This window comes from Armatimonadota bacterium, from assembly GCA_028871815.1.
Lineage (GTDB): Bacteria > Armatimonadota > Chthonomonadetes > Chthonomonadales > Chthonomonadaceae > REEB205.
The window spans coordinates 85,295-102,234 of record JAGWMJ010000011.1 but is presented as its reverse complement, the minus strand read 5'-3'; the positions used below and the strand labels follow the sequence as shown (position 1 = coordinate 102,234).

The 16,940-nt window shown below is 61.9% G+C and carries 14 protein-coding genes; 4 read left to right on the top strand and 10 right to left on the bottom strand.

The window, feature by feature from the left end:
* Positions 1 to 3 precede the first annotated feature (3 nt).
* From KGJ62_13060 to KGJ62_13045, 4 genes are read right to left on the bottom strand one after another with little or no spacing between them, the layout of a single operon-like run.
* A complete protein-coding gene (locus tag KGJ62_13060) occupies positions 4 to 1,434 on the bottom strand; it encodes a TolC family protein (GenBank protein MDE2127510.1) in 1,431 nt (476 codons plus the stop codon).
* Positions 1,427 to 1,891, bottom strand: a complete 465-nt coding sequence (locus KGJ62_13055; GenBank protein MDE2127509.1) for a MarR family transcriptional regulator — start codon at positions 1,889 to 1,891, stop codon at positions 1,427 to 1,429. Before KGJ62_13055 ends, KGJ62_13060 begins: the two co-directional genes overlap by 8 nt.
* Complete coding sequence (locus KGJ62_13050; protein MDE2127508.1) at positions 1,888 to 5,115, bottom strand: efflux RND transporter permease subunit; 3,228 nt, start codon at positions 5,113 to 5,115, stop codon at positions 1,888 to 1,890. Before KGJ62_13050 ends, KGJ62_13055 begins: the two co-directional genes overlap by 4 nt.
* The gene (locus KGJ62_13045) at positions 5,112 to 6,722 is read right to left on the bottom strand and encodes an efflux RND transporter periplasmic adaptor subunit (protein MDE2127507.1); all 1,611 of its coding nucleotides are present in this window, start codon (positions 6,720 to 6,722) and stop codon (positions 5,112 to 5,114) included. The genes KGJ62_13050 and KGJ62_13045 overlap by 4 nt, the downstream gene beginning before the upstream one ends.
* Before the next feature lie 217 nt (positions 6,723 to 6,939).
* Here KGJ62_13045 and KGJ62_13040 point away from each other — a divergent pair, with 217 nt between their 5' ends.
* The 4 genes from KGJ62_13040 (at position 6,940) to acs (ending at position 12,204) form a co-directional block, all read left to right on the top strand.
* The gene (locus KGJ62_13040) at positions 6,940 to 7,683 is read left to right on the top strand and encodes a DUF542 domain-containing protein (protein MDE2127506.1); all 744 of its coding nucleotides are present in this window, start codon (positions 6,940 to 6,942) and stop codon (positions 7,681 to 7,683) included.
* A 365-nt stretch (positions 7,684 to 8,048) separates the two neighbouring features.
* Positions 8,049 to 8,765, top strand: coding sequence for a hypothetical protein (locus KGJ62_13035; GenBank protein MDE2127505.1), 717 nt, complete (start codon positions 8,049 to 8,051; stop codon positions 8,763 to 8,765).
* Between the two features lie 41 nt (positions 8,766 to 8,806).
* Positions 8,807 to 9,997, top strand: a complete 1,191-nt coding sequence (locus tag KGJ62_13030) for a hypothetical protein (GenBank protein MDE2127504.1) — start codon at positions 8,807 to 8,809, stop codon at positions 9,995 to 9,997.
* A gap of 230 nt (positions 9,998 to 10,227) precedes the next feature.
* Positions 10,228 to 12,204 (top strand): acetate--CoA ligase, encoded by a 1,977-nt coding sequence (gene acs, locus KGJ62_13025; GenBank protein MDE2127503.1) that lies wholly within the window; start codon positions 10,228 to 10,230, stop codon positions 12,202 to 12,204.
* 42 nt (positions 12,205 to 12,246) lie between these two features.
* Here acs and KGJ62_13020 read toward each other — a convergent pair whose 3' ends face one another.
* The 6 genes from KGJ62_13020 to KGJ62_12995 all read right to left on the bottom strand — a co-directional run bounded on the left by KGJ62_13020 (position 12,247) and on the right by KGJ62_12995 (position 16,560).
* On the bottom strand, positions 12,247 to 12,639 hold the full coding sequence (locus tag KGJ62_13020) for a VOC family protein (GenBank protein ID MDE2127502.1): 393 nt from the start codon (positions 12,637 to 12,639) through the stop codon (positions 12,247 to 12,249).
* Positions 12,640 to 12,701: 62 nt separating this feature from the next.
* Positions 12,702 to 13,955, bottom strand: coding sequence for a Glu/Leu/Phe/Val dehydrogenase (locus KGJ62_13015; GenBank protein ID MDE2127501.1), 1,254 nt, complete (start codon positions 13,953 to 13,955; stop codon positions 12,702 to 12,704).
* A 253-nt stretch (positions 13,956 to 14,208) separates the two neighbouring features.
* Positions 14,209 to 14,934, bottom strand: a complete 726-nt coding sequence (locus KGJ62_13010) for an aquaporin (protein MDE2127500.1) — start codon at positions 14,932 to 14,934, stop codon at positions 14,209 to 14,211.
* Entirely contained in the window at positions 14,931 to 15,347 is a 417-nt protein-coding gene (locus KGJ62_13005) for an arsenate reductase ArsC (protein ID MDE2127499.1), read from the bottom strand. Before KGJ62_13005 ends, KGJ62_13010 begins: the two co-directional genes overlap by 4 nt.
* On the bottom strand, positions 15,338 to 16,201 hold the full coding sequence (gene arsM, locus KGJ62_13000) for an arsenite methyltransferase (GenBank protein MDE2127498.1): 864 nt from the start codon (positions 16,199 to 16,201) through the stop codon (positions 15,338 to 15,340). Before arsM ends, KGJ62_13005 begins: the two co-directional genes overlap by 10 nt.
* Positions 16,198 to 16,560: a helix-turn-helix transcriptional regulator gene (locus KGJ62_12995; protein ID MDE2127497.1), complete on the bottom strand. Its 363-nt coding sequence runs from the start codon at positions 16,558 to 16,560 to the stop codon at positions 16,198 to 16,200. The genes arsM and KGJ62_12995 overlap by 4 nt, the downstream gene beginning before the upstream one ends.
* Between the last annotated feature and the right edge of the window lie 380 nt (positions 16,561 to 16,940).

Genomic DNA, 16,940 nt, shown 5'->3' with positions numbered 1-16,940 from the left:
GGTCTACGGCGCTCCAACTGCGTGCGCCAATGCTGCCCGCGCCTCGTCAACCGCAGCGTCGGCATTAATCTGGTCCGTTTGGGCCGTCACGTAGGCCGACTGGGCATCCAGCAGGTCGAGGAAAATACCGACGCCCGAGCGATACCGGCCCTCAGCAATTCTCACGCTCTCCTGTGCATTCGCCACCTCGGACGCGGCCGTTTGCGCGTGCTGCATCGCAGCCTGCAGGTTTACGGCCGCTGAGGCCACGTCGGACACAATCTGCTGGCGCTCTCCAATCAGCGCAGCCTGGCTGCTCTGCACGCCCGCCTGGGCAGATTTGATGCGCCCGGTCGTCAAGCCCGAGTCGAAAGGAGTCCACTGAAGGCTTAAGCCGGCGCTGAAGAACTGATCCTGTGGCGTGAATGCCGAACCACGCCCGCTAAGCCCCAGGCTGGCCGACAGGCTCGGCGCAGCGCTCGTGCGCGCGGAATCCAGGCCGGCTGCGGCTGCCTGAACGTCGGCAGTGAACTGAGCCATCTCAGGGCGGTGAGTAAGCGCTTCCGCAACCGATTGGTCAATGTTCACGGAAACAGGCGCCGACTCGTGCGCATCGGCCGGTACCAGTGGCAGTCGTGGATCCACACCCATTGCCGCGGCCAGCGTCAGCCGTGCAATCAGGTTTGCGTTCCGGGCCGTTGTCAGCGCCTGGATCGCGGCATCCAGCGCCGTGCGAGCAAGCAGCACGTCGGAGGGTTCGCCAAGGCCGGAGCGTAGTCGAGCCTGGGCCAGGTCCAGATGGGACTGCTGGTCGGACACGTTTGTCTCGTTCAGCGTCACGAGGTGCTTAGCCTCATCATAGGCGTAAAACAGCTGCTTGACCTGCAGCGCCAGGTCCGCATCGGCCGTGCTGTACGCCGCGTTGGCGGAACGCTCGAGCGCCTCTTCCTGGCGGACGGTGTCACGCGTGTGGTTGAAATCGAACAGCAGCTGCTTCACGGAAGCGCCGGTATTAAAGCCGGAGAAGCTGAGAAGCGCGTTTGCCGCACCGGACGATCCGCTTCCGCTCGATGTGCCGCCCGTCGACTGCGCCGCGGGGTGTGCGATCGTCTGTGTGTTCGTGTAGCTGGCCGAGAGCGCAAGCGACGGCAACAGCCCGCTGCGAGCCTGCAAAACAGCGCCATGAGCCGCTGCCACGGCTGCACGCGCAATCGCAAGGCTCGGCTGGTTGTGGAGCGCGATCTGCACAGCCTCCGCAGCTGTAAGCGGTCGGTTAGGCACATCGGCCGGTACCGGAACGCTGCTCTCTATCGTGAGGGGCGTGGGTAGCGGTGTCTGGCGCATTGGTGGCTCGATGGGCGGTGTACGCGGCGTTTTGCCACCGGACTGGGCCCACGAAAGGACCGTGACGAACGAAAGTGCGATGCTGGCAAGAAGTGTGGCGCCTCTACGCATCGCCGGTCTCCCTACATGCCGCCATCAGCCTTTCCATGGCCTCCAGAACGCTTCGCCTCACTTCCGGCGTCATTCTACCAAGCACCTGCATGGCGCCATTCAGGCGGAACGCACGACGCGTCTCCATGATCTCCTTTCCCACCTCCGTGAGAGCCAACAGCCGGACGCGCCGGTCATCCGGCTCCGACTCGCGCATTACAAGCCCGGCGCGCTCCAGGCGATCGGCGATCTGCGTGGTAGCGCTCAGTGATATGCCCAACTCTGCGCTGATGCAGTTCATAGGACGCGGACCGTGCAGCAGAATCGAGCAGACCTTGAGTTGAGCGACCGGGAGGTTGCTGGCAGGGTGGGCGTGGTCCAACTGAAACAGCCTGCGCGCGATTCTCGGCAGTATTGCCTCGATCTCCGCGGCGTCTTCAGCCAGTGTGCGCGGTGCGGGCGATGCGTCAGGCTTCAATCGGCAGCCTCGGTAATCGGCTCAGATCCTTCAGGCCGCTGCTCGCGTTCAACAGCCTCCACACTCGGCTCTACCATCGGCGGCCCGGCCAGGTCTCTGCGGTCGCGCCGCATAATACGGCCCAGATCGTCGAACATCGTGTAAACCGTTGGGGCAACAAACAGGGTCAGGATGGTGGAAGTGATCAATCCGCCGATAACGGCGGTTGCCATAGGAGCCTGAGTTTCGCTGCCCTTGCCGATGCCGATGGCCAACGGAAGCATGCCAAGCACTGCCGTGCAGGCCGTCATCATAATAGGCCGCATCCGGGTGGCGCCGGCCGTGAGTACGGCCTCATCGCGTGGAACCCCGCGCCGTCGCAGCACGTTGGTATAGTCCACCAGCAGAATACCGTTTTTAACCACAATGCCTACCAGCATCAACAGGCCTATGAAGGCCGTCAGGCCAAAGGATCGACCAGTAAGGAACAGCGCCAGAATCACGCCGACAGCCGATAGAGGAATGGAGCATAACACGGTGAGTGGATGTACAAACGACTCAAACTGTGAGGCAAGCAGCATGTACACCAGCGCAATCGCCATGAATACCGCCAGGCCCATTCCTCCAAACTCCTGAGCCTGGCGTTTCTGAAAGTCGCCCCACGACCAGTACATGCCGTTCGGCATCGAAATGCCCTTCATCGCCGCGGCGATATCGGCCTGTATAGCTCCCGAGGAGCGGCCCTGCGGCTGCCCGCTAATGGCGATATAGCGCTGCCGGTTGAGGCGGGTTATCTCGCTGGGCCCGGTAGAGAGATCTGGATGAGCAACCTGCTGTAGTTCTATCTCGGTGGGCGTGCCGCCACCTACAGGCGCCACATACAGCGGCATCGTATTCAACTGGCTGATCGTTTTGCGATCGGCCTGCGGAAACTGAACGATTATCGGATACTGGTAACCGTTCTCTTCATAATAGCTGGCGATATTGCCGTTCGTGGCCGTATTGACCGTATTCGCCACATCCGAAAAGTTGAGGCCAAGTTCCGCCGCCTTCTGCCGATTGACATGCCACTGGATCTCCGGTGTCGCCTCCTGCCAGTTCACATCTACATTGGCCAGTCCGGGAATAGTGCGCATTTTGGCCATGACCTTGGCTCCCATTGCGCTCAGCTTCGTGAGGTCGGAGCCAAAGACGTCGACCTCCACGTTACTCGGTCCACCGCTCAAAATCATTGAAACGATGTCGAACTGGCTTACTAGCGGCCTTACCCCGGCAAGGCGTGCGATTTGTGACCGCAGCTGCCCCATAACCTGGAGTGTGCTCGCCTTCCGGTTATCCTTGAGCTTTACGGTAACCGAGCCTTCGTATGGAATTAGCTCGGTGGTGCTGCCGTTGAACTGGCTCAGCGTGGTTCCCGCAGCCGAGAAAGCCGTTTGGACGTTCGGATTCTTGATGACGATAGCTTCAACCTGCTTCATCACCGCATTGGTCTTTGCTAGCGCCGTGCCGATCGGCAGCTTTACCACGATGTTGAAGTCGCCGCTGTCGGTTGCCGGCATCAGTTCGGTGCCGATCTGGCCAAGCAGCAGAAAGCTCAACAGGGTAACCGCTGCCACGCCGGTAAGTACCCAGATGCGGTGATGGACCGCCCACGCGAGCATTCGCCGGTACCGGACGTCCAGTTGATGCATGGCTCGGCCGCTGATGGTGAAGAGTTTGTGCAGCAATCCGGGCCGCTCATCCAGCGACTCGCTCTCCTCCACATCCTGGCTGCTGATCAGGCGCGAGGCCAGCATGGGCACCACGGTGGTGGCGTCGAGGAGTGAAACCGCCAGTGAGAATATGACAACCAGCGCGAATTGCGTAAACATCTGGCCCGCCTGGCCCTTGATGAAGAACAGTGGCAGGAAGACGACGACGATGGTCAGCGTTGATGCTATAACGGCGGATGCTATTTCTCCCGTACCCGACACGGCCGCCTCCGCCGGCCGCAGCTTGTCGCGTTCAATATGCCGGAAAATATTCTCTAAAACTACAATAGCGTCATCTACAATAAGACCTGTAGCCAGTGCAAGGCCACCCAGACTCATGGTGTTCAGCGTAAAGCCGCCAAGGTAGAGCAGCGCAAACGTACTGATGATCGAGATTGGAATGGAGAGTCCCACCACGAGCGTGCTGCGGACGTTCCTCAGGAAGAGCAGCAGGATGAGCAGCGCCAGGATGCCGCCGATGATGGCGCTGGTTTCAACGTCGGCGACGGAGGCCGAGATGAACTGAGCCTGGTTGTACGCGATGCGCCAGGTAAGGTCCGGATAGAGCTTCTGGATCTCGGCGACCTTCTGCATGACACCGGCTGCCGTTGAGACGGTATTGGCCGCGCTCTGCTTGGTGACGATCACGCCGCAGGCAGGAACACCGTTCAGGCGCGTATAGAGGCGCGTTTCCGCGTGCGAGTCCTTCACCTGCGCCACATCGCCGAGCAGAACCTCGTTGCCGTTGTAGCTGCCTATCGGGATTTTTGCGATCTGTTGGGGTGAGGTGAACCAGCCGAGACTCCGTATCGTATACTCCGTGTTTCCCATCTTGGCGATGCCCGCAGGCAGGTTGATGTTCTCCTGCGCGATACGGGTGGAGATCTGACTGAGGCCCAGATTGAATGCGCGCAACTTGGCCGGATCCACATCGATGAGGATCGCGCGGTCCTCGCCGCCCGAGACCGTGGCTGCCGCCACACCATCGGCCGATTCGAGGATCGGCGTGATCTCGTTGTCCAGCAGAGTGCGCAGCTTGACGGGGTCGCCACCACCCGAGACCGCGTAGATGAGGATCGGAAGCTGCGATGGGTCGTACTTGAAGACGATTGGCGTCTCGAGCGTTGGGTCCGGAGGGAAGTTCCTTCGCGCACGCTCCACCAGTTGGAGCACGTCAACGGCGCCCTGACCGATGTCGGATCCCCAGGTGAACTGGACGCGAACGGTGGAGCTGCCTTCGGTGGTTTGGGAGCTGACCTCGTACATGTTGGCGACGGAGCTCACAGCCTGCTCAATCGGCCTCGTAACCTGTGTTTCGATCTCTTCCGGCGACACATTCGGCCAGTCGGTGATGACCGCGACCGTGGGAATAGAGACGTTCGGTAGAAGGTCCACCGGCAGTTTCGTGAAGCAGATGGCGCCAAGAAGCACCAGCGCGGCGATGCGCATGGTGACGGCTACCGGCCTCGTTACGGAGAATCGCGCAAAGTTCATGGCGCCGCCTGCTTCCGTGAGCCGCCCGGCGAGCCGCCGGAAATCTTTACCGCGCTGCCGTCCTTGACGGGCGCGGCGCTCATGACCACTACCCGGTCCCCTGGGGCGAGCCCGGAGGTCACCTCCACGTTTGAGGAATCGCTGTCTCCGGTGGTTACGGATACCTTGTGTGCGATGCCATCGGCTCCGACCACGGTCACACTGCTGCCGCCGCCGGGAACCACCTGAATGGCTTCATGCGGCGCAAGCAGCACCCCGCGTTCGCCGCCAACCGCAAACGTGACCCGGCCAAACATACCGGGTTTGAGCCTGTCGTCCGTGTTGTTAATTGCCACCTTCACCGTGAACTGGCGGCTGAGCACGTCGCCTGCCGGGTTCATCTGCACGATCGCGCCATGGTAAGTGCGGCCGGGCAGGGCGTCAAAGTCTGCCGTGGCCGGCATCCCGATGTGCATGTGCTGCGTAACCTCTTCGGGGGTCGCCACACTTACCCACACCTGGTGAATTGTCTGGAGCGCAACGATCGGAGCGCCGGGCGTGGCCATTGCCCCTGGGTCCATATCGCGCTCGGTAATCGTGCCATCCAGCGGCGCGCGGATAACCACGTCGCTCAGGTTTGCTTCCGCACTGCTCAGCTGTGCTTCGCTGGCGGTAACAGCCGCTCTAAGTGCGGCAATGTTGGCTTCGTACGCCGGCGCTTGCGAGCGGTTCGCGCGGTCCAGCTTCAGCGTAGCCGCGGCTTGCTGGGTGGCCGCGCGGGCAACCGCCAGGTCGGCAACTGCCTTGCTTACCGTTACGGTCTGGTTCTGCCTGGCAGCGTTCAGCTCAGCAGCCATCGAGCCTTGTGCCGATTTCGCCGCGTTCACCTGGGCTATGGCGCTATTTACCGCACTCTGGGTTACCGAAAAGGCAGCGCGCGCATCGTCCACATCCTGGGCTGCCACAAAGGACTGCCTGTACAACTCCGTGGTGCGGTCCAGCTTGGCGCGGGCGTCACTCATGTTCGCTTTCGCTGCGGCTACCGCAGCCTGCGCAGTACCAATCTGCGCGGTGGCCGCATCCAGTTTTGCCTTCGCGTCGGTAACTGCCGCTTCGGCGGAAGCGCGCTGCGCATCCAACGTGCGCTCGGCATCCATCTGATTGGCTTGCGCGCTTGCCAGCCCGGCTGCGCCCTGACTGATCTGAGTGGATACGCCGACGTTGGTTGAGTTCTGGGTCAGCGCTGCCTGCGCCAAACGATAGCGGGCCTCGGCAAGAGCTGCCTGCTGCTGGGTTACTGCCGCCGTCAAGTCGCCGGGATCGAGCCGCACAAGCACCTGCCCGGCCTTTACGCGGTCACCCTGCCGAACCTGCAGGTACAGGATCCGGGCCGTAACTCGCGCAGAGATTTTGATATCAAATGGCGACTCCACCGAGCCGATACCCTCGTACTGGTGCGCGATGTTGCCGATGACGGCATCCGCCACGCCCACCACAACCGGCGCATGCATCTGCGCGACGCGCTGCTTGTCGGCAATTGCGCCCTGAACGGCATTGAAGTGCAGCCGCCAGGCGATCAGGGCGGCCAGGCAAACAAAAGCGATTCCCGGTACGAGCCAGCTTTTCATCCATCAATCCTATGCTTAATGTACGTAAATGATTAATTCACATTAAGAGACACTTTAGATCGGCAGAGGTTTCGCCTTTTCGGCGCCGACCGCAGATTTTAGCTTGACATGTGGTTGGTGATTGGCCATACTTCGGTGAAAGGATAAGACGATCCAGTTATCGGTATTATCCGGCGGCGAGCGCGCGCAGCCGCGCACTCTGCGAGGTGAGCATCCCATGAGCGTCATCGAACCAACTATCTCTGTGGCCAAACTGGTCGCGGAACGGCAAAGCCGAGCCATGGTGTTCGAGCGATTTGGCCTGGACTACTGCTGCCAGGGAGGGCTTCCCCTGGACGAAGCGTGCCATCGCGCAGGCATCGACCTGTTCGAGATGATCGGCGAGCTTGCGGCAAGCGATGCGCGAACGCCGGCGCCGGACGACACCGATTGGAACAGGGCCAGTATCAACGAGCTGGTCGACCACATCGTAAGCGTTCATCACGCCTACCTGGTTCACGCGCTCCCGGACCTCGCAGCGGTAATCGACAAAGTGGATCAGGAGCACGGCCGCCAGCGCCCCGAACTTGCCGAAATCCGGAAGGTTTTTTCCGACTTGCATGTCGAGCTGGAAACGCACATGGCGAAGGAGGAGCATGTACTGTTTCCGTATTGCCGCCGACTGGAGTCGGAGTTCGGTACGCCTCGGCTGCACGGCCGATCCATCGCACAGCCGGTCCGGATCATGGAGGACGACCACCTCCGCGTCAACATCGCTCTGGACCGGCTGAGCGAGCTGACGGATGGGTTCGCGTCGCCACACACCTCCAGCGCTGTTTGGGATCACATGCTTATGCTGCTGCTGGCGCTGGAAGTAGATCTGCATCTGCACATCAGCGAAGAGAACAACCTGCTGTTTCCGCGAGCCTTGGAGCTCGAATCGAAGCTGGCTGAACCGGTTGGAGCCGCTTTTCGGTCATAACGCACCGCGGTTCTAAGCGAAACGCCCGGCGCCACTTCCCGGCGCCGGGCATTTTTGTGCGATTTGCCGCTCGAACCTGAGTTCGATTCTCCGAACGGGTAGTGAGGATAAATACTGTGCCGCGATTCTGTGAATTAAAGCACAATCCGGGTAAACAGCTCCTCGTGAAGCCTGTTTCCTGGCGGTTTTCGGGCGTGATGCACGAGGAAACAAGGGAACGACCGCATAAAATAGACTGTATAATGTAATAGATTGAGAAATAGATAACAATATCCGGTTATCCTGTTGGAACGAACGCGAACGACAGGTCCGAAGGCGGTCTGCAAAGGACCCAGTCGGTAAGCGGGATAGTAAAGGAAACGAAAATGAGAACCACGTCAAGACGGCAATTGATCATCCTCGCGACGGCTGCGGTGCTCGCAGTCGCCGGCCCGGTTGCCGGGGCACAAGACACGCCGATTCCCGGTACGGTCACAACTCTGGCGGCGCAGCCGACCAGCCTTGGCTCCATCTCGCTGTTGCCGATGGGCAAAACGGCGCCCGTCACGGTCAGCGTTGCCGATTCCAGCACAGTCGGGGGCATCTGCCAGGACTGTCTGGGGTTGCAGCTGTTCAAACCCGGTCAGTCGGGCAGCACCTGCAAAATGTGCGGCTGTGGCCAGCCAAATGCCGTGTGTGTAGCGTGGGGCAGCATCAAGCACAACACGTTCCTTGACGCACTGCAGTCGCTTCCGTTTGGCACGGTCTTACGGCTCACAGCAGCGGATCCCACCGCGTCGCCGGGCGTCGCTCAAAAGCTGATTATTGACCGGTCTGTAGCGCTGCTGCCTGTATCCGGCCTTTCCGGTAAGTCTCCGGCTGACCTGCTGGCGGCCATGAAGTCCATCGGCATCACATCCGCGGAGCTCGTGGCAGGGAACACGCAGCTGTTGCTGCACACCAAGAAGCACTGGGATGTCGGTCCGGAAAAGGCCGTTGCCAAGGCCATTGCCGCACTTGGCGGGTCTCTGACGTCATTGCCGATCACGGCAGTTGCCACGGGAGCGACCACGGCTGCGCCAGCCGCTAACCCAACGAAATAGGCGCCGGCTATCTAACGATCGCTTAGTAAGGAGTCACTGGCATGTCTGCAAATCGCAATCGCGCCCCCGGGGTTGTCGCTTTCGCCACGGCCCTGATTCTCTCTGCAGTCGGTGGAGGCTCCGCCGCGGCATACCCCATGTTCGCGCGCACCTACCACTTGCCGTGCGCCAGATGTCACGATATGGCGCCAAGGCTGACACCGTTTGGCTATGCGTTCTTTCGAGCTGGGTTCCGACTGCCGCAGCCAATACCCAAACCCACCAACACGGCCAACTACGTCAGCTTCGTCTCCACGCTCACTGCCCAGCACGTCAAGGGCAGTGGAAGCAGCGACATCTCGATCCCGCAGATCGATTCGGCGATGTTCGCGCCGCTGGGCAATCACGTCACCGTGCATGTTCACTACATCTTCGGCACATCCACGGCGAGTTCGTCAGGATTCGATGAGACCTGGGTTCAGTACAACACGGCTGCGCGTGGCAGCTTCTGGTCCGTACGCGTCGGGCAGATGCCGGTTCTGGACGGCTACCAACTGCTTGGCGATCGCGGAGTGACGACCACCGACGCCAGCCTGTTCGGAGCCAGTGGCCCGCTCACGGCGAACACCGTGGGCAACTTCGGCATCGCCGGGCTGGAGCGTGGCGTGGAGGTCGGCTACACCAGCGCGCCGTTTGATGCGCGCATCTCGTGGCTTCAAGGCGTGGACGAGTCGGGCGATGGCGCTACGGGGATAGAGCATGGCGGCTACAACGACTTCGCGTTGCAATCCGACTACCTCATCGGCAACCAGGGCAGCGCCATCGGGGCGTTCTACTACCACGGTTCGCGCCCCCTGCCGTCGGTCGGCTTTACAAACCACTTCGGCCGGGCGGGGCTGTTTGGAACATACAGCAGAATGACGAAGCCGGGGCGATTTGGCATCCCGGCGCTGCATGTTGAACTAAACGGCGGCCTGCTGTGGGGCCAGGATACCGTGGATGCCGCCGGTACCAACGTAAACAGTTACGGCGGCCTTCTGGAAGGTGACGTCTACTTCCACAATGCAACCGCTCTGGTTGCGCGCTACGACTCGGTGAAATCCGCCGACGTGGCCGGTACCCCGGTCACCGAAGCCCTCACGTTTGGAGTGCAGCATCGCTTCAATCAGACGCTCCAGCTGGGAGCGGAGTACCGTCGCCAACACGGCCCCGGTGACGAGTCCCTGATTGGCACGTTGATGTTCACCTTCTAGGCACGAACAGGCAACTGGCAGCAGTCCCGGTCGAGTGCCCGGGCCAGCGATGTCGTTGGCCCGGGCACTCTCGTTTCAGGCGCCTCTGGAGGTCACGAGCTGCCGGACGCCGCAGCGTATCACTCGACCAGGTGGCTGCCGTGTGGGAGCACGGCAGGAGTTGAGCCTATTTCCGGTGAAACGCACGGAACCATACCGTGTCGAAACGCCGTGAACAGAAGGACCCATCGATGTCGAATGAGGAAGCCGCCTGGCAGTTAGGTGAGTCGTTTGCCCCGTCACCGCAGTTCGCCTCGGCGGCGAACGCCGGCGATCCGGCCATCTACGCTCGGGCGGAGCAGAATCCGGAGGCCTGGTGGGCCGAGTGGGCGCTAAAGCTGCAGTGGGATCAGCCGTGGACCGAGGTACTGCAGTGGACTCCGCCGCATGCAAAGTGGTTTGTTGGTGGCCGGCTGAACGCTGCAACAAATTGCGTGCACAGGCACCTGGCCACTCACCGCCGGCACCGCCGCGCTATTGTGTGGGAGGGTGAACCCGGCGACACGCGCACGCTCACGTATGAGGAGCTATCGCAGCAGGTAGTGCGCTTCGCGTCGGTCCTCAAGGACCTTGGCGTGCAGCGGGGCGACCGCGTCATGCTTTACATGCCCATGGTGCCTGAAGCAGCTGTAGCCATGTTGGCGTGCGCGCATATCGGCGCACCACATTCGGTGGTATTTGGAGGATTTTCGGCAGACAGCCTCAAGGAACGGACGCAAGACTGCGCGGCAAAGGTAGTGGTAACTGCCGACGGCTACTGGCGCCGCGGCAAGGTGGTGCCGCTCAAGCAGACCGTGGATGAGGCGCTTGCGGACTGTCCCGATGTGAAGCATGTGGTTGTGCTGAAGCGTTCGGGTACCGACGTGGAGATGCAGTCCGGTCGCGACGTCTGGTGGCACACACTCATGGAGAGCGCCCGAGACGTCTGCGATGCCGAGCCGATGGAATCGGAAGACCCGCTCTTTGTTCTCTACACCTCGGGCAGCACAGGCAAGCCGAAGGGAATCCTCCACACCACGGGCGGCTACCTTACCGGCGTGACGGCTACCAGCAAGCTGGTATTTGACCTCAAGGATGACGACCTCTACTGGTGTACAGCAGATGTAGGATGGGTGACCGGCCACTCTTATGTGGTTTATGGGCCGCTTGCCAATGGCGCCACGGTGTTTATGTATGAAGGCTCGCCAGATTGGGGCAGCAGCGGCGCCGTGGCGCGCGACCGTTTCTGGGAGATGATTGAGCGCCACAGAATCACGATCCTGTACACGGCGCCCACGCTGATTCGTGCCTGTATGAAGTGGGGAGATGAACATCCCGCCGGGCATGACCTGTCATCGCTGCGGCTTATTGGCAGTGTGGGCGAGCCGATTAACCCCGAAGCCTGGCTCTGGTACAACCGGCACATTGGCCACGGCCGCTGTCCTATTGTGGACACCTGGTGGCAAACCGAAACCGGCGCCATCATGATCACACCGCTACCGGGGCTGACAACAACGCGCCCCGGTTCTGCCAGCCGTCCCTTTCCAGGCATCATCGCGGATGTGGTGGATGAGGCCGGTACGCCGGTCCCGCCCGGCAGGAAAGGCATTCTGGTTATTCGAAATCCCTGGCCTTCGATGCTGCGCACGATATGGGGCGATGATGATCGATACCAGCAGGTCTATTGGAGCCGCTTTCCGGGCCTCTACTTTCCGGGCGACGGTGCGCTGCGCGATGACGCCGGCAACTTCTGGCTGCTAGGGCGCATCGATGACATTATGCTGGTTGCCGGCCACAACATCAGCACCATGGAGATGGAGAGCGTGCTGGTGGAGCACCCGGCAGTTGCCGAGGCCGCGGTGATCGGCCGTACGCACGATGTGAAAGGTCAGGCGCCGGTGGCGTTCGTCATCATTCGCGAAAGCCGCCTTGCCGATATGACAACCGCGGAGCTGCGCGACGCGCTGTCAAACGAACTGAAGGAGTTTGTTGCCCACCGTCTTGGAGCGATCTGCCGGCCGGACGAGGTGATCCTCACCGCGGACCTGCCAAAAACACGATCCGGCAAGATTATGCGGCGCCTGCTGCGAGATATTGCCGAGGGCCGGATACTGGGAGACACGACCACGTTGGCCGATCCTGCTGTGGTCGCATCCCTGCAGGAACTTCACGCCGGCGAGGAGGCGTAGCCCGTCGCCGGCGGCACGCCCGCCGGTCCGGCCATTTAAGCCTCAGCGCAACTCGGCGCCTACCTCCCAGATGTGCCCATCCGGGTCCATGAAGCAGGCCGTTCGCATGCCCCACGGCCGATCCATTGGCCCATTGATCAGCGAGACGCCATTCTCCGCAAGTGTGGCGCAAGCGGCATCGATGTCGGTTACGCCTATCGTCAGCTGGAAGCGCGCGCCGGACTCCGGTGAACCAACTTTTGCCGGTCCGATCAGCGTTGGCGCCTCTCGCACCTCCAGCAGGTTCACGATCAGGCTCTCGAACCTGAACGCGACGGAGTTCTGATCCTCGAAGATGGGCTCAATCGCGAAGACGGCGTGGTAGAACGCTTTTGACCGATGCCGATCTGCTACAAACAGCGTTATAGCTTCGGCGCGCGCCGGTAATCCGCTCATCTCCTCACCTCCTCATTCGAAACGACGCCGACGCGATGATGATGTTTGCGCTTGCCCCGCGGTTATGGATAGATTCCGCGGATCGTTATGGCGTCGGCCACTCGCTTTACGGCGATCAGGTGGGCAGCAAGTCGCATATCCACATTGCGCGACCGCGCCATCTCACGCACCTGGTTGTAGGCGCGAACGAGAATATCCTCCATCTTCCGGTTGACTTCATCCTCGTGCCAGAAGAAGAACTGCAGATCTTGCACCCATTCGAAGTACGACACGATTACACCGCCCGCATTCGCCAGCACATCGGGCACGAGAAACACGCCTTTTTCTCGCAGAATAGTATCCGCAGCCGGCGTTGTGGGTCCGTTTGCTCCCTCCACGATGATCGGAGCCTTGATCCTCGGTGCGTTTTCCGCAGTGATCTGATTCTCGATGGCGGCCGGTACCAGAACGTCCACGTCCAGCTCCAGCAGCTGCTGTGTATCCACAACATCGCCGCCGGGATGCGTCGTAAGGGTTCCGTCGCGGTTAGCGCAGTCGCGCAGCGCCGGCACGTCCAGACCCTTCGGGTTGTAGAGGCCGCCCATCGCGTCGCTCACGGCCACAACCGTGGCGCCCATTTCGTGGAAAAGATTCGCGGCCACTCCGCCCACGTTCCCGAATCCCTGCACGGCCACGCGCAAGCCGCGGAGCGATTTGCCAAACTCCTTGGCGACCTCACGCGTTACCACTACGATTCCGCGGCCGGTAGCATCGTTGCGCCCGGCAGAACCGCCGATGGCGACGGGCTTTCCAGTAACCACCGCGGGCACCGACCGCCCGCGCGTCATGGAGTAGGTATCCATTACCCACGCCATCGTTTGGGCATTGGTGCCCATGTCAGGCGCCGGGATATCCGTATCGGGCCCGATGATGATGCTGATTTCCGACGTGTACCGGCGTGTGAGGCGCTCCATTTCCAGCATGGTCAGGTGCTTTGGATCGCACTCAACACCACCCTTGGCGCCGCCAAACGGAATATCAACAATCGCACACTTCCACGTCATCCACATGGCCAGAGCGCGCACTTCATCCAGATCGGTGTTTGGGCTAAATCGGAGGCCACCCTTTGTCGGCCCGCGTGAGAGGTTATGCTGAACGCGGAAGCCTGTAAATACGCGCACCGCACCATCCTGCATCTTGACCGGGAAGTGCACGGTCAACTCTCGCTCGGGGTACCTGAGCACTTCGTGCAGGCCCGAATCCAGGTTCAGATAATCGGCGGCAATGCCCAACTGCTCAACGGCGTTATGATACGGGTTGCTGCTCTCCTGTGGCATGCCCTCACGGCTCGCCATCGCCGGCAGCGGTTTACGGACGCGCTGCGCCTCGCGCGGCGGAGCTGAAACTCTCATGGATTCCTCCTTGAATCGTCTGGAGTATGGGTGCGGGGCGCCATCGTGGTGTGTTCAAACGGCCAACGGGCAGCACCGGCGCCGCAAGGCGCCATCCCGAATCGCCCGAACGATTCTACCCGAACTGCAGCGTGCCACGTGGCGTCCGGCACGTGCATCTTGCCAACGCAGCCCGGGTCTAAGCTTCGCTCCGAATGCTTTGCAGCGCCACAAACAGGTCATTTGGCGCACCCTGTGCGTGGTGCTCTCCGCCCCGCAGCAGTTCATAGGTGCGCGCAGCCAGAACTGCCCCCGCCGCTGGACCGGCGAAATAGATCCACAGATGTGCGATTGCAGCGCCGCCGGCAAACAGCGCCGGCCCAAGTGATCGAGCCGGGTTCATTGAGCCTCCGGTCACGGGGCCGCCGATGAGAACCCCCACGATCACCGCGAAGCCGATTGCCAGGCCCGGCACGGCGCCGTTCACACGACGGTCTGTCGCTACCGAGATTATCACCAGCATAAGCTGAAACGTGATCGCCGCTTCTAGCGCCACGTTGCGCAGGACCGGCCCGGCTGCGGGGACCTGCACGCCGCTTCCGGCTCCAAATAACCACACGGCAAAAGCCCCGCCCGCGATCGCGCCGGCAAACTGTGCGGCCCAGTAGCCGGGCACGTACCGCCATGGGAAACGCCCGGCCACCGCAAACCCCAGGGTAACAGCCGGGTTGAAGTGAGCGGCGCTGATGTGGCCAAGCGCGTAAATCATGGCGCTAACCGCCAGGCCCGATGCGCATGCGGCGGCCAGCAAGCCGGGTGCACCGCCGGCGAGATGACTGCTGCCGGCAAGCGACGCCGGCGCAAAAACGATGCCGAAGGTGCCCGCCATCTCAGCCGCGTATCGACGGGCCATCGCCGCCGTCATGGCCGCGCCAGATCCTCCAGCAGGCATCCGACCCGGCGCAGGATTTCGTCGCGTACCAGGCGGACGGCCTCAAGCGGCTGCCCGGCCGGATCGGCGAGGCCCCAGTCCTCGGAAACCAGGATCCGCGCTGGGCACGAGCTTGCATCCACGCCACAGCCCATTGTGATGATTCGGTACGCGCCTGCCGCAATCTCGGGTGTAAGCATTTTCGGCGCCTGGCCCTCCATCATATAGCCGAGTTCCGCCATAACCTCACGCACCACAGGATTGATTGAGGCGCCGGCCTCCACACCGGCGGAAACCGCCTGTACCGGCAAGCTGCCCTCACGGGCCATCCGGTTGAGGAAGGCTTCAGCCATCTGTGAGCGCCCTGCGTTGTGAACGCAGACAAACAACACGGTTTTCACGGGCAAGGCTTGACGGCGCGAATGAAGGCTCCCATAACGCGGCCATCCAGCGCAGCACGCTCATCCTCCGGCAGTGCGGCGATCTCGGCCGAGCAGCAGGCAGTGGCCTCCATATCGGCGAACGTGTACCGTCTGACGGGCTCGATGGAGCACTGCCCGAACCCGGCGCGATGCAGGCGCTCCAGGTAATCTTCTCGCTCCAGAGCTCCGGCAACGCAGCCCACATACGCCTCCATGTCGGCGCGGATCACCGCGGGTAACGGCCCATCCACCACCACATCGGAAACGGCCAGGCGTCCACCGGGGCGCAGCACCCGGAACGTCTCTCGCAGCACGGCGTCCTTGTCTGCCGCCAGGTTGATCACGCAGTTCGAGATCACCACATCCACGGTGTTGTCCGGCAAGGGAATCTCTTCGATGTGCCCTTTAAGGAACATCGCGTTGTCGGCGCCTGCCTCAGCGCGGTTTCGGTTCGCCAGGGCCAGCATCTCATCGGTCATGTCCAGTCCCCAGACAAACCCATCCGGCGCGACGCGTCGTGCGGAGAGCAGCACATCAATACCGCCTCCGCTGCCCAGGTCCAGCACCTTCTCGCCCGGGCGCAGCTCGGCCAGAGCCGTGGGGTTTCCGCAGCCGAGCGAGGCCAGCAGCGCCGACTCAGGTATTTCGGCTGCTTCGGTCTCATCGTACAGCCCGCCTGTGATAGCAGCGCCTCCGCAGCAGCTTTCGCTCCCGCCTCCAGCGCTGCCTCCGCAGCAGGCGGCGCCGGCGCCCTTCAGCACGGTGACGGCCGCGGCGCCATATTTCTCGCGGACCAGTTTCCACACATCCTCGCGGCCTGTCAGGTCTGTTGCATTCATCGTGTCAGCCTCTCCGCAACGCAGTACTCCGTTTGTGTCAAGCCTTGCACCCAACTCCCGAGCGCATCCAGCGCCTCCGTGTTCACGGCGCAGATGCGCCGCTGCCCGCACTTTTCCAGCGTGATCAAGCCGGCAAGTCGCAGCTCCTTCAGATGGTGGCTCACGGTGGATGTGATCCGCTCTGAGCCGGTGATTGTGCAGCAGACCTCGCCGGCCGAAGGGCCTGCAGCAGGACGCACACCGCCGCCAGCCTCCACGCTCACCGGGCAGCGGCAGCTGCAGAGCATCTGGAAGATGCGCAGCCGCGTAGGATCGCCCAATGCGCGGAACATGACGGCGAAACGCGCACGATCAGCCATATCCGCCTCCAGATCGATATTTCGTGAACTATCGAATTATGTATACCAGACCTCAAGTCAATTGTCAATGTCCCAGGCACGCGACGTCCGGCGGCAGCGCGGCCACTTACAGCCGGCATTGACTTGCGGGCGGCTCACCGTTATAATGAGTCTTGCATTGAACGAGTTACCAAAGCGGACCTTTGAGGGTGACCACCCGCCAGCCGGTGGCGCCAGGGGTCTTGCTGACGCGTGCGGCAGGTGGCCCGGTATGCGGCTGGCCGGCGTTTTGCCATGCTGAACTGGCTCAATCGCGTCTCCGGTCGCAGGCCTCATAGTTCGGTTGTGCGGTTCGCGGCACGAAGGGCTGCAGCAGCCTCCGGGATCGTACGGCGACCCAC